General features: G+C 62.6%; 16 protein-coding genes, 1 tRNA gene and 2 pseudogenes. 10 read left to right on the top strand and 9 right to left on the bottom strand.

Annotated elements, in window-relative coordinates:
* The first annotated feature begins 6 nt into the window (after positions 1-6).
* The 3 genes from X773_RS58490 (at position 7) to X773_RS58480 (ending at position 1,730) form a co-directional block, all read left to right on the top strand.
* The gene (locus X773_RS58490; protein WP_023677641.1) at positions 7-312 is read left to right on the top strand and encodes an ETC complex I subunit; all 306 of its coding nucleotides are present in this window, start codon (positions 7-9) and stop codon (positions 310-312) included.
* A gap of 60 nt (positions 313-372) precedes the next feature.
* Positions 373-449 (top strand) — tRNA-Arg (locus X773_RS58485).
* A gap of 60 nt (positions 450-509) precedes the next feature.
* Entirely contained in the window at positions 510-1,730 is a 1,221-nt protein-coding gene (locus X773_RS58480) for an anion transporter (protein ID WP_023677640.1), read from the top strand.
* A 107-nt stretch (positions 1,731-1,837) separates the two neighbouring features.
* On the opposite strand, the gene X773_RS58475 is transcribed toward X773_RS58480, so the two are convergent.
* The 4 genes from X773_RS58475 to X773_RS58460 all read right to left on the bottom strand — a co-directional run bounded on the left by X773_RS58475 (position 1,838) and on the right by X773_RS58460 (position 4,887).
* Entirely contained in the window at positions 1,838-2,149 is a 312-nt protein-coding gene (locus tag X773_RS58475) for a cupredoxin family copper-binding protein (protein ID WP_023677639.1), read from the bottom strand.
* Between the two features lie 14 nt (positions 2,150-2,163).
* Entirely contained in the window at positions 2,164-2,688 is a 525-nt protein-coding gene (locus X773_RS58470; protein WP_023677638.1) for a DUF4142 domain-containing protein, read from the bottom strand.
* A gap of 104 nt (positions 2,689-2,792) precedes the next feature.
* Positions 2,793-3,464, bottom strand: a complete 672-nt coding sequence (locus X773_RS58465; RefSeq protein WP_023677637.1) for an RNA polymerase sigma factor — start codon at positions 3,462-3,464, stop codon at positions 2,793-2,795.
* Positions 3,465-3,717: 253 nt separating this feature from the next.
* Positions 3,718-4,887, bottom strand: coding sequence for a cystathionine beta-lyase (locus tag X773_RS58460; RefSeq protein ID WP_023677636.1), 1,170 nt, complete (start codon positions 4,885-4,887; stop codon positions 3,718-3,720).
* A gap of 427 nt (positions 4,888-5,314) precedes the next feature.
* Between X773_RS58460 and X773_RS58455 the strand changes: the two genes are divergently transcribed.
* From X773_RS58455 to X773_RS58440, 4 genes are all read left to right on the top strand, one after another.
* Positions 5,315-6,343 carry an amino acid ABC transporter substrate-binding protein gene (locus X773_RS58455; RefSeq protein ID WP_023677635.1) on the top strand — a complete coding sequence of 343 codons (1,029 nt, stop codon included), beginning with the start codon at positions 5,315-5,317 and terminating at the stop codon, positions 6,341-6,343.
* Between the two features lie 63 nt (positions 6,344-6,406).
* A complete protein-coding gene (locus tag X773_RS58450) occupies positions 6,407-7,594 on the top strand; it encodes an amino acid ABC transporter permease (RefSeq protein WP_023677634.1) in 1,188 nt (395 codons plus the stop codon).
* Positions 7,595-7,598: 4 nt separating this feature from the next.
* Entirely contained in the window at positions 7,599-8,756 is a 1,158-nt protein-coding gene (locus tag X773_RS58445) for an amino acid ABC transporter permease (protein ID WP_023677633.1), read from the top strand.
* A gap of 16 nt (positions 8,757-8,772) precedes the next feature.
* The gene (locus X773_RS58440; RefSeq protein ID WP_023677632.1) at positions 8,773-9,576 is read left to right on the top strand and encodes an amino acid ABC transporter ATP-binding protein; all 804 of its coding nucleotides are present in this window, start codon (positions 8,773-8,775) and stop codon (positions 9,574-9,576) included.
* A 162-nt stretch (positions 9,577-9,738) separates the two neighbouring features.
* Here the strand turns inward: X773_RS58440 and X773_RS76455 are convergent, their stop codons facing one another.
* From X773_RS76455 to X773_RS58425, 3 genes and pseudogenes are all read right to left on the bottom strand, one after another.
* Positions 9,739-10,452 (bottom strand): sulfite exporter TauE/SafE family protein, encoded by a 714-nt coding sequence (locus X773_RS76455; RefSeq protein WP_023677631.1) that lies wholly within the window; start codon positions 10,450-10,452, stop codon positions 9,739-9,741.
* 90 nt (positions 10,453-10,542) lie between these two features.
* Positions 10,543-11,505: pseudogene (locus tag X773_RS76450) on the bottom strand (cation diffusion facilitator family transporter); the annotation flags it as partial.
* Positions 11,502-11,765 carry a metal-sensing transcriptional repressor gene (locus X773_RS58425; RefSeq protein WP_023677629.1) on the bottom strand — a complete coding sequence of 88 codons (264 nt, stop codon included), beginning with the start codon at positions 11,763-11,765 and terminating at the stop codon, positions 11,502-11,504. The pseudogene X773_RS76450 and the gene X773_RS58425, both read right to left, overlap by 4 nt.
* 105 nt (positions 11,766-11,870) lie before the next feature.
* Between X773_RS58425 and X773_RS58420 the strand changes: the two genes are divergently transcribed.
* Positions 11,871-12,542, top strand: a complete 672-nt coding sequence (locus X773_RS58420; RefSeq protein ID WP_023677628.1) for a TIGR02117 family protein — start codon at positions 11,871-11,873, stop codon at positions 12,540-12,542.
* Between the two features lie 218 nt (positions 12,543-12,760).
* Here the strand turns inward: X773_RS58420 and X773_RS58415 are convergent.
* Both X773_RS58415 and X773_RS58410 read right to left on the bottom strand, forming a co-directional pair.
* A pseudogene (locus X773_RS58415) lies at positions 12,761-14,010 on the bottom strand (FAD-dependent monooxygenase).
* Between the two features lie 19 nt (positions 14,011-14,029).
* Entirely contained in the window at positions 14,030-14,275 is a 246-nt protein-coding gene (locus X773_RS58410) for a zinc-finger domain-containing protein (protein WP_023677627.1), read from the bottom strand.
* A gap of 149 nt (positions 14,276-14,424) precedes the next feature.
* Here X773_RS58410 and X773_RS58405 point away from each other — a divergent pair, with 149 nt between their 5' ends.
* Both X773_RS58405 and ppx read left to right on the top strand, forming a co-directional pair.
* Positions 14,425-16,701, top strand: a complete 2,277-nt coding sequence (locus tag X773_RS58405; RefSeq protein ID WP_023677626.1) for an RNA degradosome polyphosphate kinase — start codon at positions 14,425-14,427, stop codon at positions 16,699-16,701.
* The gene (gene ppx / locus X773_RS58400) at positions 16,701-18,233 is read left to right on the top strand and encodes an exopolyphosphatase (protein WP_023677625.1); all 1,533 of its coding nucleotides are present in this window, start codon (positions 16,701-16,703) and stop codon (positions 18,231-18,233) included. Before X773_RS58405 ends, ppx begins: the two co-directional genes overlap by 1 nt.
* The last annotated feature ends 4 nt before the right edge of the window (positions 18,234-18,237 follow it).

Here is an 18,237-nt window from a genome sequence, read left to right as displayed (position 1 = left end):
GTGGTCATGTCAGCTCGCATTTTCAGCCCAGCCAAAACCGCGATGCAGTCCGGCAAGGCCAAGACCGGCTATTGGGTGCTGGAATTCGATCCGGAGCAGCGCAAGAAGATCGATCCGCTGATGGGCTACACCACGTCCGGCGACATGCGAAGCCAGATCAGGTTGACCTTCGACACCAGGGAAGAGGCGGTGGCCTATGCCGAGAAGGAAGGGCTGGCTTTTCGCGTCGAGGAGCCGAAGGAAATCAAGCGCCGCCAGATTTCCTATGCGGAGAATTTCCGCTATGACCGCAGGACGCCCTGGACGCATTGACGGCCATGCCGGCCCGTGCCGGCGCCAAGAACAAATCAGCCGGTCGTGCGGCCGGCCAGCGGTCCCGTAGCTCAGCTGGATAGAGCACCGGCCTTCTAAGCCGATGGTCACAGGTTCGAATCCTGTCGGGATCGCCAATATTTTCAGGGTCCATTCCGGACAGGTTCACTCGCCAGTCGCACAGGATTTTCCAACACATGACAGCGATGGGCGCGGCGGCACTGCTGATCCTTGTCCTGACCTATGCCGGCGTTGCAATCGGCAGGATACCCGGGCTGCGCCTCGACCGGGCAGGGATCGCGCTGCTCGGCGGTGCGGCGATGATCGCCATCGGCGCGCTCGACATGGAGGACGCCTACCGCGCCATCAGCTTCGACACCATCACGCTTCTGCTCGGCATGATGATCGTCGTGGCGCATCTGAAAGTGTCGGGCGCCTTTCGCGCGCTCGGCGGGTTCGCCATCGAGCATGCGCATGCGCCGTTCATGCTGCTGGTGATGGTGACGCTGTTGACCGGCGTTCTGTCGGCGTTCCTGGTCAACGACGCCATCTGCCTGGTGATGGCGCCGATCGTCGTCCATGTCACCCGTGTCATCAACCGCAACCCGGTTCCCTATCTGATCGCCACCGCCACGGCCTCGAATTGCGGCAGCGTCGCCACCATCACCGGCAATCCGCAGAACATGGTCATCGGCGCGCTGTCGGGGATTTCCTATCCGGCCTTCTCGGCGGCGCTGGCGCCGGTCGCGGCGTTCGGCCTCGTCGCCGTCATCGTCATCATCCGCATCGTCTACCGCGCCGAATTTTCGCGCAAGGCCGAGCTCAGCCCCGAAGTCTATCGCGGCCGCATGCTGCCGGGGCAGGTGGTGAAGGCGGTGGTCGTCTGTGTCGGTTTGGCGATCGCCTTCTTCGCCGGCGTTCCAGTCGCCAAGGCAGCGCTGATCGGCGGCGCCATTCTTCTTTTGACCCGCGCCATCAAACCTGAGCGCATCTATCGCGAGATCGATGGGCCGCTGCTGTTCATGTTTGCCGGGCTGTTCATCGTCGTCGCCGGAGCGGAGAAGACGCTGCTTACGCCCGACATCGTCGCTTCGGCAAAGGACCTCGGGCTGAATGATATCTGGCGGCTGTCCGGTTTCACCGCAGTGCTATCCAACATCATGAGCAATGTCCCGGCCGTGCTGGCGCTGAAGCCGTTCGTGCCCGGACTGGAAGATCCCGAGCGGGCCTGGCTAGTCGTCGCCATGAGCTCGACGCTGGCCGGCAATTTCACGCTGCTCGGCTCGGTCGCCAATCTGATCGTTGCCGAGCACGCGCGGGTCTCTGGCAAACCGCTGGGCTTCATCGCCTTCTTCAAGGTCGGCCTGCCGTTGACGCTGGTCACGCTTCTTGTAGGGACGGCATGGCTGGCAGCCTAAAAGCGCGTCGCATTAGACCGGCGTCATGCGACGCGTATTGGGCTCTTGTTTATGCATGTCGTTATCGCAAAACCGCTGCACACTTTTGCGCGACATGCATCAGCCAGTCAGGGCGATGTCACCGTCAGATGGCCTCTCATGTTGGGATGGAAGCGGCAGAAATAATCGACCGATTCCGCCTTCTTCACCGTCAGGCTCGCCGCCTTCTTCGGCGAGATCATCACTTCCCAGGCGCCGTTGACGGTTGCCGTGTGGGCGAACACGTCCTTGTTCACCCACCTGATCGTGTCGCCGACCTTCGCCTCGATCTTTGCCGGCGAAAACACAAGCTTCTCGATCGTCACCTCGATGGTGTCGGCCTTGGCCGGCGCGGCACCCATGGCCAGTGCCAGCGCAACCCCTAGATTCCGCCTCGACATCATCGGCCCAATCCTCACTTCAGCATGCCGGCGACGTGTTCGGCGTGCTGTTCGTGACCCTGGAATATTTTCAGGCCGGTTTCCAGCAGGCTCTTCAACTCGGCATTGCTGGCCGACGGAATCAGCAGTGTTTCGAGCGCGCCATTGACCTGCTTGTGGTAGGCCACTTCGCTGGCGACATAGGCCTTGTCGAACGCCGCGCCCTTGAGCTTGGCAAGCTTGGCACGTTCCTCGGCCGCCGCCTTGGTCAGCGCCTTGCTGGTGGGGTTGTCCTCAGGCGTGACCTTGAGCTTCTTGACCAGGTCGAGAGCCTGTTTGTTGACCGCCTCGTGATCTCGCACCATGTCCTTGGCGAAATCCACGACCTCCTTGTTCTTCGATTTCTTCAGCGCCTGCTTGGCCGCCTCGACGTCAAGCACGCCCGCTGTGTAGGCGATATGTGCGATCTGCGGATCGGTCGGTTTGTCGGCAGCTTGCGACAAGGGCGCTGCGCTAAGCAGGAAAACTGCGGCCAGTGCCGTGGTCGATCGAATAAACATGATGCTCTCCTTCGCCCCGACGCGGAACTGCATCGGGCTTCGTTTTCAGTGATGCTCATTGGATGCAGGTCGCCGCCAAACGTTCCCGCGAAAATCGGCGCGGCCTATCCGGAAAGACCAAGCCGCTGCATCACGGCATTGGTCAGCCGTTCGCAGCGCCGGCCCGCGAAGGGAAAGGCGTCGAGCAGCACCGGGCCGATCTGGTCGTCCAGCGCCTTGCGCACCAGCGCGCGGGCGCGGTGCAGCCTGGTCTTGATGGTTTCTGGCCGCACGCCAAGCAGTTCGGCGGTCTCCTCGATGCTCAATCCCTCGATGACGCGCGCCACGAACACCATCCGGTAGACATCGGGAAGACTGTCGGTTGCCCGTTCGACAAGCTCAAGGATCTGCCGTTGCGCCATCGTCCGCTCCGGATCGTCGCTCGGGTTGAGGGGAAACCGGATGATTTCGGCTTGCGGGTTTTCAGGCATCGCTACCATTCGCCGCCTTTTGCGCAAGCGACCGAGCGCTTCGTTGATGACGATACGCGATAGCCACGTCGCGAGCGAGGCATCGCCGCGAAAGGCCTCGAGATGGGCAAAGGCGCTGACATAGGCCTCCTGGACGATGTCCTCGGCCTCGCTGTCGTTACGCACGACGCCTCGGGCGATGCGGTAGAGCCTTTGGTTGTGCGTCTTGATGATGGTGCGGAATGCATCGCCATCACGTGCCAGCGCGCGGCCGACAAGCTGCATATCGCCGGAAGCGGCGGGCGTTGCCGTCAACGCAGCAGGCATGGCCGATCTCCTGATAGGCTTCTCATCGCGACATTGGATGCATCGGCCGACAAAAGGTTCCCGACCGATCCCGCCGGCCAGCCTCAATCCGTGTCAACGACTGGCAGAGGCTATTCTACCGCCTTCACCACGCCGCCGCCTCTATTTTGTAGAGCCGTATCATCGGTCGATCGGTCGCCATGATATCGCTCAGGATCGCAATTTTTCCAGGCTGTTACGCCGATTTTCTGACTCAGTTTGAAAAGGTGCTGGCTCAGGCCCCAGCGGCCGCCGCCAGCCCGCGCGCCAGGTCGGCCTTCAAATCCCCTACATCCTCGAGCCCGATCTGCAGGCGCACCAGCGGCCCGTCATACGGGCCCTTGGCGATGGTGCGGTCGCCAAGGAATACCGGCACGGCAAGGCTCTCATAGCCGCCCCAGGAATAGCCGAGGCCGAAAAACTTCAACGCGTCGAGGAAGGCGTGCTGCTGCTTCTGTCCGCCGCCCGCGAGAACGATCGAGAAGATGCCGCTCGATCCGCAAAAATCGCGCTTCCATATGGCGTGGTCGGGATGACTGGGCAGCCCCGGATGCAGCACCTGCGCTACGCCCGGCTGACCCTCCAGCCAGCCGGCGAGGGAAAGCGCGCTCTTTTGATGGTGCTCCAGCCGCACGCCCATGGTGCGCAGGCCGCGCAGCACCTGGTAGACGTCGTCCGGCCCGGCGCAGCAGCCCATCGTGTTGAACGTCTCGCAAAGCTGCTTCCAGCAGGCTGCGTTGGCCGACACCGTGCCGAGCAGCACGTCGGAATGGCCGGCCGGGTATTTCGTCGCCGCGTGGATCGAGATGTCGACGCCATGGTCGAGGGGGCGAAAGTAGAGCGGCGTCGCCCAGGTGTTGTCCATCATGACGATGGCGCCGGCGGCATGCGCTGCCTTGGCGATGGCCGGTATGTCCTGCACCTCGAAAGTGTTGGAGGCCGGCGATTCGGTGAACACCACCTTGGTATTGGGCTTGATCAGCGCCGCGATGCCGGCGCCGATGCGCGGTTCATAATACTCGACCTCGATGCCGAGCCGCTTCAGCATCGTGTCGGCGAAGTTGCGGGTCGGGTGATAGACGGAATCGACGATCAGCAGATGATCGCCGGCCGACAGGAAGGCGAGCAGCGGCAGCGTCACCGCCGCCAGGCCCGACGGCACCGCGACCGTGCCGGCGGAGCCTTCCAGCGCATCGATCGCGCCGTTCAGCGCATCGGTAGTCGGCGTGCCGCGCGTGCCGTAGGTGTATTTCTGGCTGCGTGAAGCCATCGCCGCAGCATTGGGATAAAGCACGGTCGAGGCATGCACCACCGGCGGATTGACGAAGCCGAAATAGTCATGCGGGTTGTTGCCGGAATGGGCGAGCCGCGTGTTGACGCCCATCTCGCTGTCGTCTTTTGCCATTGCTTTTCGTCCCATGGATTGGTCGTTAGCCATAGTGCGGCGGCATTGGCCGCGCAACCGCACCGCACTCGCCAGGCCAAGGTCTTGAATATGCCAATTCAGCAACGAGCCGTGGATCCGCGGGAAGGCTGCCAAGTGCGCTTGGCAACTCACGGTCGGACTTTGCCGGCTTTATTGGCGCGCTGACCAATTTGCGAGCGCGTTTGTCTGCAATTTCAGGCATTTCAGGCGGTTGGTTTTCAAAGTCTTTCGGATTTGGTCATTTCCCTTGACCTCACAGGAATAATCGCCTTCGATGTTGTTCGTGAATGGGAGGCAGCGCGTCGGTGACGATGCGGGATTCCGGTAACGGGCCGGGATACTTAGCTGCGTTCACACGGGAAAAAGTCAGGTTCGCCTGGAAAAAACAGAAAAGGGTCTGTGGGTCATGAAACACATTGCAATCGGCCTTTTGGGCGCCGCCGCGTTTGGATTCGCGGCTTCGGCCGCATCGGCGAGCACGCTCGACGATGTCAAGGCGAAAGGCTTCATCCAGTGCGGCACCAATACGGGTCTTGCTGGCTTCGCGGCGCCTGACGACAAGGGTGAATGGAAAGGCATCGATGTGGATTTCTGCCGCGCCGTGGCGGCCGCCGTCTTCGGCGATGGCACCAAAGTCAAGTTCACGCCGCTCAGCGCCAAGGAGCGGTTCACCGCGCTGCAGTCGGGCGAGGTCGACATCCTGTCGCGCAACACCACCTGGACCATCAACCGCGATACGGCGCTTGGCCTGAACTTCGTCGGCGTCACCTATTATGACGGTCAGGGCTTCATGATCAACGCCAAGAAGCTTCCGGGCGTGAATTCGGCACTGCAGCTTTCGGGCGCGGCGGTGTGTGTGCAGAGCGGCACCACGACCGAGCTCAACCTTGCCGACTATTTCAAGTCGAACAAGATGGAGTACAACCCCGTCGTTTTCGAAAAGCTGGATGAGGTCAACGCCGCATATGACGCCGGCCGCTGCGACGTCTACACCACCGACCAGTCGGGTCTCTACGGCATTCGCCTGACGCTCAGCTCGCCGGCCGACCACGTCGTGTTGCCCGAGATCATCTCCAAGGAGCCGCTTGGGCCGGCCGTGCGCCAGGGTGACGACCAGTGGTACCACATCGTCAAGTGGACCTATTTCGCGCTGCTCAACGCCGAGGAACTGGGCATCACCCAGGCCAATGTCGACGAGATGAAGAACTCGGACAATCCCGAGATCAAGCGCGTGCTCGGCCAGGAAGCCGACACCAAGATCGGCACCGATCTAGGCGTCTCCAACGACTGGGTCGTCAACATCGTCAAGGCCGTCGGCAATTACGGCGAGATGTTCGAACGCAATGTCGGCTCCGGCAGCCCGCTGAAGATCGCCCGCGGCATCAACGCGCTGTGGACCAAGGGTGGCCTGCAGTACGCTCCGCCGATCCGCTGATCGAAAATGGATCCGGAAGGCAGATCGTCTGCCTTCCGGTCTCTCTTTCCAGGGGACTGTCGAATGGCATCGCAGGAAGTTCTTCGCGAGGAGCCAAGCCGCGGTTCCTTCATCAATGATCCGCGCGTCCGCGGCATATTCTTTCAAGCACTGGTCCTCGTCCTGCTGGTAGCTGGTGTCTGGTGGGTTACCCACAACGTCATCGCCAATTTGACGCGGCTGCACATCGCTTCCGGCTTCGGCTTTCTTAAGGGCCGCGCCGGCTTCGACATCAGCGAAAGCGCCATCGCTTATTCATCGGATTCGACCTATTTCCGTGCCATCCTGGTTGGCTTTATCAACACCGTGATCGTTGCCGTCGTCGGCATCATCACCGCCACCATCATCGGTTTCATCGTCGGCATCGGCCGGCTGTCGCATAACTGGCTGATCAGGAAGATCTGCACCGTTTATGTCGAAGTGTTCCGCAACATCCCGCCGCTGCTGGTCATCTTCTTCTGGTATTCCGGCGTGCTCGCCGTGCTGCCGCCGCCGCGCGAGAGCATCAATCTGCCGTTCGGCTCCTTTCTCAACCAGCGCGGCTTCTATTTTCCCCGCGCTATATGGGGCGAGGGCTCCTGGCTGATCCTGGTCGCACTGCTCCTCGGCATCGCCATGGCCTGGTTCGTCGCCCGCAAGGCGCGGCAGCGGCAGATGGCGACGGGACAGCCATTCCCGGTGTTCTGGACATCCATGGCGTTGATCGTCGGCCTGCCGCTGCTGGCCTACGCGCTGAGCGGCTTTCCGCTGAGCTTTGAATTTCCAAAGCAGTCGACCTTCAATCTCGTCGGTGGCTTTCAGGTCAGGCCCGAGTTCCTGTCACTCTATCTGGCGTTGTCCTGCTATACGGCCGCCTTTATCGCCGAGATCGTGCGCGCCGGCATCAGGGGCGTCAGCGCAGGCCAGACCGAGGCGGCCGCGGCACTCGGGCTGCGCTCGGGATCGATCCTCAGGCTTGTCGTCGTGCCGCAGGCGATGCGCATCGTTATTCCGCCGCTGACCAGCCAGTATCTCAACCTGACCAAGAATTCCTCGCTCGCCATCGCCATCGGCTATCCGGACCTGACGGCGACGGCCGGCACGGTCTTGAATCAGACCGGGCAGGCAGTCGAAGGCGTGGTGATCATGATGGCGGTGTACCTGGCGCTCAGCCTGATCACGTCGGCGATCATGAACGTCGTCAATGCCAGGATGGCGCTGGTGGAGAGGTAGGGCCATGCAAGAGCACGATATGTCCTGGGTGCGGACGGAGATGGCGCTGGCGCAGCCGGCGCCGTCGAGCGAGCGCGGCCTCACCGCCTGGGTCCGCAAGAATCTGATCGCATCGACCGGCGACGCCATCCTGACCATCATCGGCATCGTGCTGGTTGCCATGATCCTGCCGCAGATCGTCAATTGGGCTTTCATCAACGCCCAGTGGACGGGACCGGACCGCACGGTCTGCGCCACCGTGGCGCAGGGCGGCATCCAGTCGGACGGCTGGACCGGCGCCTGCTGGGCTTTCGTCAACGCCAAGTTCGGCCAGTTCATGTTCGGCCGCTATCCCCTGGAAGAGCGTTGGCGCCCGATCCTGGTGGCCATCCTGTTCGTGGCGCTGCTGGTGCCGCTGCTCATTCCGCGCGTACCGCGCAAGGGGCTGAATGCCATTCTTCTCTTTTTTGCACTGCCGGTCGTCGCCTTCGTTCTGCTGATCGGCGGCATGTTCGGCCTGCCCTATGTCGAAACCCCGCTCTGGGGTGGACTGCTGGTGACACTCAGCCTGTCCTTTGTCGGCATAGCTGTGTCGCTGCCGGTCGGCATCGTGCTGGCGCTCGGCCGGCGCTCGAACATGCCGATCGTCAAGCTGCTGTGCGTGATCTTCATCGAGACGGTACGCGGCATCCCGCTGATTACGGTGCTGTTCTTTGCCAGCGTGATGCTGCCGCTGTTCCTGCCGGCCGGCGTCAGCTTCGACAAGTTCCTGCGCGCGCTGATCGGCGTGTCGCTGTTTGCCGCCGCCTACATGGCCGAAGTGGTGCGCGGCGGCCTGCAGGCGATCCCCAAAGGCCAGTATGAGGGCGCCGATTCGCTCGGCCTCAGCTACTGGCAGAAGATGGGTCTGGTCGTCATGCCGCAGGCGCTGAAGCTGGTCATTCCCGGCATCGTCAACACCTTCATCGGCATGTTCAAGGACACCAGCCTGGTCATCGTCATCTCGATGTTCGACCTCCTCGGCATCGTCAAGCAGAACTTCTCCGACGCCAATTGGGCGACGCCGCAGACGGCCAGATCCGGCCTGGTCTTCGCGGCCTTCATCTTCTGGCTGTTCTGCTTCGGCATGTCGCGCTATTCAATGTACACGGAACGCCGTCTCGACACCGGCCACAAACGCTAAAAAAGGGGACCTTGTCATGGCCATAGAAAACGCCGTCAGCGCGGAAGAGATCAAGGTCAATGCCGCCAAGATGCATATTTCCACCACCGATGTCGCCATCGACATCATCGCCATGCACAAATGGTACGGCGAATTCCATGTGCTGAAGGACATCAATCTAAAGGTGATGCGCGGCGAGCGCATCGTCATCTGCGGCCCGTCGGGCTCCGGCAAATCGACGATGATCCGCTGCATCAACCGACTGGAGGAACACCAGAAGGGCAAGATTATAGTCGACGGCAAGGAACTGACCAACGATCTGAAGAAGATCGACGAGGTGCGCCGCGAGGTCGGCATGGTGTTCCAGCACTTCAACCTGTTCCCGCATCTGACCATTCTGGAAAATTGCACGCTGGCGCCGATCTGGGTGCGCAAGATGCCGCGGAAACAGGCCGAGGAAATCGCCATGCATTTCCTCAAGCGCGTCAAGATCCCGGAACAGGCCAACAAATATCCCGGCCAGCTTTCCGGCGGCCAGCAACAGCGCGTGGCGATCGCCCGCTCGCTGTGCATGAACCCGCGTATCATGCTGTTCGATGAGCCGACCTCGGCTCTCGACCCGGAAATGATCAAGGAAGTGCTAGAGACGATGGTCGGGCTGGCCGAGGAAGGCATGACCATGCTCTGCGTCACCCACGAAATGGGCTTTGCGCGCAAAGTCGCCAACCGGGTGATCTTTATGGATCAGGGTCAGATCGTCGAGCAGAACACGCCGGCCGAGTTCTTCGACCACCCGCGCCATGAGCGCACGAAGCTGTTCCTGTCGCAGATCCTGCACTGATCCTGTACGCCGGTTCGGGACAAGACCGGCGGACCGGGCTCTCTGTCTTGCTGGCTTCGCGCGTATTCGACGAGCGCTGACCGTGCGCCCGGCGTCGCCTAGGCTCGTTCCAGCCGGTGCACCGGCCCGGACGCCATGCAGTGGCTGGGGCCAAATTTTCTCTCAAGCTGAGGTGATCTGCCAGACAGCGACGCCGGCAAGGGCGAGACCGGCGGCGCCCTCGATGGCCCGGGAGATGGTTTCGAACAGCCGTGGCTGGCGCGCGAAAAACTGTACAAGCCGTTCGCGAAACACGATCGACAACACGGCGACGCAGGACAGCGTCAGCGCCACGCCGACCATCATGGTGATGGCAAACAGGACGCCCGCTGCCGGAACATCCCTGGACATCGCGAAAGTCATCGCGAAAAGCGTAAGCGGACAAGGGATCAGGCCTGCCATGACGCCGACAGCCTCGCCCTCGTGCCTGTGGTGATGGCTGTGGCTCAAAGCGCGCCAGAGCATCCAGACGCCGATGAGGCCGAGCAGCCCGCGACTGATGTGCTCCAGAAGCGGAGCGCGGCCGACGCTGCCCAATGCTATTGAGACCAATGGCAGCGAGAGAGCCGCAATCAGAACGGCAATCGTCACATGCGTGAACGATAGCGTAATAGATACGAGCAGACCACGCGAGACCTTCGCATCCGAACCGGCAAGATACGTCGCCAGGACGGCCTTGCTGTGCCCCGGCGTCAGCGCATGGGCAGCCCCGAACACGACGCCCATCGGCAGGAAGGCCATGAACGCCAGCCAATTGCCTCCGGCCGCAAGCAGCTTGATCTGTTCGCCGAGCGTCAGATAGATCGTGCGCTGAAATTCGACGAGCGTCTGGAACATCGGACGAGACTAGCAGAAAATCGGCGAGCGTCAGTGCATGTGGCCGTGGTCATGCGTGTGCTCGTGAGGATGGTCGTTCTCTCCACGTTCCGTTGAAAACCGCACATTCGCCTCAGCCAGGGCCGGCATATGCTGGGATAGTTCGTCCTTCAGCGCTGCGGCGATCTTGTTCGCCGCCGACAGCGGCAGGGTTTCGTCCGCGGCAATTGCGATGTCGGCGTGCAATCTATGACCGATCCAGCGCGCCTTGGCATCGACAATGCGCGCGCCCGGAACATGCTCGGCGGCATGTCGGATGTCGTCCATCACACCGGGTTCGATTCCATCCAGCATGCGGGTCAGCACCGAGCGGGCCGATTGCCAGACGATACCGAAGATCGCAATCGTGATCAGCAGACCGACGATCGGATCGGCCAAGGAAAAGCCGAACCAGACGCCGATGGCTCCGATGACCACGGCAAGGCTGGTAAGTCCATCTGTGCGGGCATGGTAGCCGTCGGCAATCAGTGCCGCGCTGTTGATTTCGCGACCGACGCGGATACGGAACACGGCAACCGCCTCGTTGCCGAGGAAGCCGACAATGCCCGCCGCAGTCAGCCAGCCGAGGTGTGTCACCACTTGTGGATTGATCAGCCTGTCGATGGCTTGGTAGGCAGCGACCACAGCGCTGAACAGAATGATGAGCACGATGATGATGCCGGCCAGATCCTCGACCCGGCCCAAGCCATACGTGAAGATCCGCGACGGCTTGCGCCGCGCCAGCACGAACGCAATCCATAGCGGGATCGCCGTGGTCGCATCGCCGATGTTATGGATCGTATCGGCCAGCAATGCCACGCTCCCCGACAACGCAACCACGACCATCTGCAATGCCGCGGTGATGGCCAGGATCACGAACGACCATTTGATTGCCCAGATGCCCCGGTCGGTGGTGGCAATTGTCGCGTCGATGACGCCATGGCTGTGACCGTGCGGACCGTGACCGCCGTGATGATGTGCGGCGTGCGAGCCGAACCCGAGCCATTCCAGAATGGGGACTACGATGGCATTCATAGATATTTCGCCAGCTGCTTAAGTTCCGCCAGCGAGTTGCCGCCGGTTTCCACGCTGTCCGTCAGGCAATGCTCGATGTGATCGTTGATCAGCTCGCGCTTGGCGCTGCTGATGGCCCTTTCGACGGCATGAAGCTGCTGCGCCAGGTCAACGCAAGGGCGATGCGCCTCGATCATCGCCAGCACCGCCGCAAGGTGGCCTTGCGCGCGCTTCAGGCGCTTTACGATGGAAGGATGCGAAGCGTGGAGATGATCTGACATGCCTTCAGCATATCCTCCCGGGGAGGATACGCGTCAAGCTCTAAGTCAGCTGTTCAATTTCCGGAGAGGCTTCACCTTGAACATTGCTTGGTCTATGCCTTCCCCATGAAGAAGCTTGCCCGTTTTCTTGGCCTGCTGGTCGTTGCAGCAGTCCTTGCGGTGGCGCTGGGCACGCTGCTGCCGCGCCCGCTCTGGCCGGCGGCCGTTGCCGATCCGATCGGCACAAGCCACCGTATCCTGATGCTGCAAAATCCGATCCACACCGACATCGCCATCCCGGTCGACGACGATGTGCGCCGGCGCTTCCATTTCCTGGTCGATGCCGGCATTCCAGCAGACATGGCGGAGGTCCGCTACATCGTCTTCGGCTGGGGCGGCCGCGCCTTCTATCTGGAGACGCCGACCTGGTCGGAGCTGAAGGCGGTGCCGGTGATGAAGGCGCTGACGGTCGATGCCTCGGCAATGCATGTCGACATTTCCGTCGACATCGCCGAGCCGCATCGCGACGTCGCTAGCTTCGACATCGGCGAGGAGCGGTTTACGGCGCTGCTAGATTACATTGCGGCAAGCTTCCGGCAGGGGCCGAACGGGGCCATCCCGATCGAGAGTGCGGCCTATTCCCGCTTCGATCGGTTCTTCGAAGCCAATGGCCATTTCAACGCGCTGGTCGGCTGCAACACCTGGACGGCGGCGGCACTGCGCACGGCCGGGTTGCGCACCGGCTGGTGGAATCCGCTGCCGGCCTCGCTCGGCCTGTCGATGCGGCTTTACAATTGAAGAGGGTTCCGGCTGATCAACGCCGCGATCCTTCGCGCCCCCCTCTGTCCTGCCGGACATCTCCCCCACGAGGGGGGAGATTAGCGGCTTCGACGCCTTGCTAGGTCATGCAACCTTGAAGATTGGCGAAAGCCAATGTGATGGCCAATCTCCCCCCAAGTGGGGGAGATGTCCGGCAGGACAGAGAGAGGCGCTGTCCCGCCAGCCTGTCGTGCGTATCATCGCGCGCCATCGTCCAACGCCCGCCAGCCATAGAGCCAGTCGAGATCGGCGGCGAGTTTTTCGGGCGAGCGCATCGCCAGGAACAGGTTGCGGGCCATCGCCACCGGCCCGGCCGCATGCCAGGCGAGGCGATTGACGGCGCCGCGGCGGGCGACCTGGGCGACGCGCGGCCGCCGCGCCTGTTCCCAGGCGACAAGCGCGCTGCTGAGATCGGCAGGCGAGGTGGCAACGAAACCGGCAAGGGTTACCGCGTCTTCGATCGCCATCNGTCTTCGATCGCCATCGCCGCGCCCTGTGCTGCAAACGGCGTCATCGCGTGCGCCGCATCGCCGGTCAGCGCGATGCCTTCCGGCGTCGTCCACCGCCGCTGCTCGACAATGTGGATCGGCCATGCCGTCCACGGCGCGGCCTCGTTCGCCAAGCGGACCAGCGCCGGCGCGGCGCCACGCATGGCGCTGGCGAGGATGGCGGGGTCGGCATGCCCTGACCAGCCCTCGGCGATGCGCTCGCCCTTGGTGAAGGCCGCGAGGTTGAAGGCAGTGCCACGGCTGACCGGATAGGCGACCATATGGAAGCCTGGATAGAGGAATGCGGTAACGCAATCGGGCGCACCGATCACCCTGAAGGCTTGTCCGGCGGGGCTGTCGGCGGCCACCGTGGCGCGCCAGGCAAGCTCGCCCGAAAACCGGCTTCTCCGGAAATCGGCTGCGTTGCGGGCAAGCGTTTCTCGCACCGACGACCAGACGCCATCGGCGCCGATCAGCAGACAGCCAGCCTCGACCGTGTCGCCATCAGCCGATGCAGTGACGGTAACACCTTTCGATCCGGCTGCGATGTCGGTCACCCGCGCGCCGGCGATCAGATCGATACCGGGCTGCTCCGAAACTCGCTGCATCAGCGCTGACTGCAGATCCGCGCGGTGGGCAACGAGATAGGGCGCTCCCCAGCGCGTTTCGGCCGCCTGGCCAAGCGGTACGCGCGCCAGCTTGCGCAGCGTGGCGGCATCCTTGAGCACGACCGCCTCCGGCCGCACCGCCGTCGGCAACAGCCGATCGAGTACGCCGAGCTGCCGTAGGATGCGCGTCGCGTTGGGCGAAAGCTGGATACCGGCGCCGGCAGCCTCGAGGTGCTGCGCCTGTTCGAACAGTTTTATCCGATAGCCGCGCTCGGCGAAGGCCAGTGCCGCGGTCAGCCCGGCGACGCCCGCCCCGGCGATGACCACCTGCCGGGACTGCGTTTCCTGCATCAGGCTTGTCGCGGAAGAATCAGGCGGCCTGGTCGAGATAGAGGCAGCCCGGCGGCTGCGTTTCCAACGCCTTCAGCTTCGGCGAATAGCGATAGAGCGTCGAGCAATAGGGGCAGACCTTTTCATTGTCGTCGCCCATATCGAGAAATACATGGGGGTGGTCGAAAGGCGGATTGGCGCCGGTGCACATGAATTCCTTGACGCCGATGTCGATTGCCGGATAGCCCGCATCGTTCTGGAAATGGGGAATGGAACCGCCTGCCATCGTCGTCTCCTGATCTTGTCGATTGCATCTGGATCATAACCCGTCTCTTTGCAAGATCGATGAAATGAAACTGTCGCAAAAGCCTGTCAGAGGATAAGTTAAGCCGGTTAAGGCTATGGTCGTCGAACGGTGTGGGAAGAGCGGAAACCATGAACGAACTGAAGCCGGTGCAGAACGAATTCATCACCGTCGAGGCGGCGAGCCGCGAAGGCGGCAATCCCGACCGCTTCGTCAACCGCGAGTTTTCCTGGCTGCAATTCAACCGGCGCGTGCTCGAAGAGTCGCTGAACGCCAATCATCCGCTGCTCGAGCGTGTTCGCTTCCTGTCGATATCGGCCGCCAACCTCGACGAGTTCTTCATGGTCCGCGTTGCGGGTCTTGCCGGCCAGGTGCGCGAGGGCATCGTGCTGAAGAGCCCGGACGGGCGCACGCCCGAGCAGCAGCTCGAACAATTGCTGCGCGAGGTCGAGCGCCTGCAGGAGGACCAGCAGAAAAGCCTTTCGGCGCTGATGCTGCTCCTCGACAAGGAAGGCATTGAAAGCATCACTCGCGAGGCGCTGGGCAAGGACGAGAAGGCCTGGCTGGAGGACCATTTCCAGGAGCAGGTATTTCCGGTGCTGACACCGTTGTCGATCGATCCGGCGCATCCGTTCCCGTTCATTCCCAATCTCGGTTTCTCGATGGCGCTGCAATTGCGCCATCGCAAGAACGGCGAGGAAATGAGCGCGCTTCTGCGCCTGCCGGTGGCGCTGAGGCGCTTCATCCGTTTGCCGGATCGCAAGCGCCATGTCCGCTTCATCCCGCTCGAGGAGGCGGTCGGTCTTTATATCGGCAAGCTGTTCCCAGGCTATGAGGTCAAGGGCTCCGGCACGTTCCGCATCATCCGCGATAGCGATATCGAGGTCGAGGAAGAATCAGAGGATCTGGTGCGACTGTTCGAGACGGCGCTGAAGCGCCGCCGCCGCGGTTCGGTCATCCGTATCGAATTCGACATGCTGATGCCGCCCGAGTTGCGCGACTTCGTCGCCGGCGAGCTTGGTGTCTCGGCAAGCCGCATCAGCGTGCTCACCGGTCCGCTGGCGCTCAGCCAGATTTCGGAGATCGTCGCCGTCGCCCGCGACGATCTGAAGTTCACGCCCTATAACCCGCGTTTTCCCGAGCGCATCCGCGAGCATGGCGGCGATTGTTTTGCCGCGATCCGCGAGAAGGACATCATCGTCCACCACCCCTACGAATCCTTCGACGTGGTGGTGCAGTTCCTGCGTCAGGCGATGGCCGATCCGGAAGTGGTAGCGATCAAGCAGACGCTCTATCGCACCTCCAACGACAGCCCGATCGTACGCGCTTTGGTCGACGCCGCCGAGGCCGGCAAGTCGGTGACCGCGCTGGTCGAGCTCAAGGCGCGTTTCGACGAAGAAGCCAACATCCGCTGGGCCCGCGACCTCGAGCGAGCCGGCGTCCAGGTCGTCTTCGGCTTCCTCGAACTGAAGACCCATTCGAAAATGTCGCTGGTCGTGCGCCGCGAGGATGGCAGGCTGCGCAATTACGTGCATCTCGGCACCGGCAACTACCACCCGGTCACCGCGCGCATCTACACCGACCTGTCCTTCTTCACCACCGCCCCGACGATCGCGCGCGATGTCGCCCAGCTGTTCAACTTCATCACCGGCTATGCCGAGCCGGCCGAGCAGATGCGGCTGGCCATATCGCCGTTCACGCTGCGCGACCGCATCCTCAAGCACATTTCCGATGAGATCAGCCACGCGCTGGAGGGCAGGCCGGCCCGCATCTGGATGAAGATGAACGCCTTGGTCGACCCGATCGTCATTGACGCGCTCTACGATGCCAGCCGCGCCGGCGTCGAGATCGANAAGATGAACGCCTTGGTCGACCCGATCGTCATTGACGCGCTCTACGATGCCAGCCGCGCCGGCGTCGAGATCGATCTCGTCGTGCGCGGCATCTGCTGCCTGAGACCGCAGGTGCCCGGCCTATCGGAGAACATTAGGGTGAAGTCGATCGTCGGCCGTTTCCTTGAGCACAGCCGCATCTATTGCTTCGGCAACGGCCACGGCCTGCCATCGGACGGGGCGATCGTCTACATCTCCTCGGCCGATCTGATGCCGCGCAATCTCGACCGCCGTGTCGAGACCATGGTGCCGATCACCAATCCAACTGTGCACGAACAGGTGCTCGGCCAGATCATGCTCGGCAACATCATGGACAACCAGCAAAGTTTCGACGTATTGGCTGACGGAACCTCCCGGCGCGTCGTGCTGGAGGAGGGCGAGGAACCGTTCAACGCGCAGGAATATTTCATGACGAATCCGAGCCTGTCCGGACGGGGCGATGCGTTGAAGTCGCATGCGCCCAAGCGCATCGCGCAGTTCAAGCGCCGCAAGAAACAGAACGCAGCGACGGGCTGATGATTTCAGCGTCCCAGGGCCGGCTCCAGGACCGCCGACCGCTGTCCATCATCGATATCGGATCGAACTCGATCCGTCTTGTCATCTATGAGGGGCTGGCGCGCTCGCCGACCTTGCTGTTCAATGAAAAGATGCTGGCCGGCCTCGGCCGCGGCATCGTTTCGACCGGAAAGCTCGATCCCGAGGCGGTGACGCGCTCGATGGAAGAGTTCCGCCGTTTCCGCGCGCTCTCCGACCAGGCCGGCGCCGAGCGCATGTATGTGCTGGCGACCGCCGCCGCCCGCGAGGCGGTCAACGGCCCCGACTTCATCCACCGCGCTGAGGATGTGCTCAAAACCGAGATCCAGGTGCTGAGCGGCCGCGAGGAAGCCCATTATTCGGCGCTCGGCGTCATCTCCGGTTTCCATCCGGCCAACGGCATCGCCGGCGATCTTGGCGGCGGCAGCCTCGAGCTGATCGATATTGACGGTGAGACGATCGGTGACGGCATCACGCTGCCGTTGGGCGGCCTGCGCCTGCAGGACATGGCGAAGAACTCGCTGACCCAGGCGGCAAAGATCACGCGCGAGCAACTGGCGCGGGCGAAATTGTTGAAGGGCGGGCAGGGCAGGGCGTTCTACACGGTCGGCGGCACCTGGCGAAACCTCGCCCGGCTGCACATGGAAATGACCAACTACCCGCTCGGCGTCATGCACCATTACGAGATCGGCATCGAAAGCGCCGCGAACTTCCTCCGGCAGGTCGCCAAGGTCGAGATAGATAAGATCAAAGGCATCGAGGGCATCTCCAAGAACCGCCGTTCGCTGCTGCCCTATGGCGCCATCGTGCTGCAGGAGATCATGGCGGCGATGCAGCCGTCGAAGATCATCGTGTCGGCGCTGGGCGTGCGCGAGGGCTTTCTCTACTCGCTGCTCGACGAGGCCGAGCAGAAGGCCGATCCGCTGATCTCGGCGGCGGAAGAGCTTGCCCGCCTGCGCTCGCGCTCGGTCGACCACGCGCATGAGCTTGTCGAGTGGACCGGCAAGGCGTTCGCCGCCTTCGGCATCGACGAGACCAGGGATGAGGCGCGCTACCGCCACGCCGCCTGCCTGCTCGCCGATATCGGCTGGCGTGCCCATCCCGAATATCGCGGCAAGCAATCGCTCAACATCATCGCCCACGCCTCGTTCATCGGCGTCGATCATCCCGGCCGCGCCTTCCTGGCGCTTGTCAGCCTGTTTCGCCACGAGGGCGTGTTCAATGAAGCCGCTCCGGAAATCCGCGGGCTGGCGACACCGCGCTATCTCGAACGGGCCCGCGTGCTGGCCGCGCTGCTGCGCGTCGTCTATTTGCTGAGCGCGGCAATGCCCGGCGTCATGCCGCGACTGAAATGGGAAAACCGCGGCAATGGCGTGCTGGCGCTGGTGCTGCCGGCAGCGCTGGCCGATCTTTACGGCGAGCGGCCCGCCGGCCGGCTGGCACAACTGGCAAGGGTCACCAACCGCCGGCTGGTGCTGGCAGTCGAGGGCGGGCCTAGCGTTTCTGTCAAATAGAGGC

This window comes from Mesorhizobium sp. LSJC280B00, from assembly GCF_000502835.1.
Lineage (GTDB): Bacteria > Pseudomonadota > Alphaproteobacteria > Rhizobiales > Rhizobiaceae > Mesorhizobium.
This window is presented reverse-complemented; position numbering and strand designations above follow the sequence as displayed.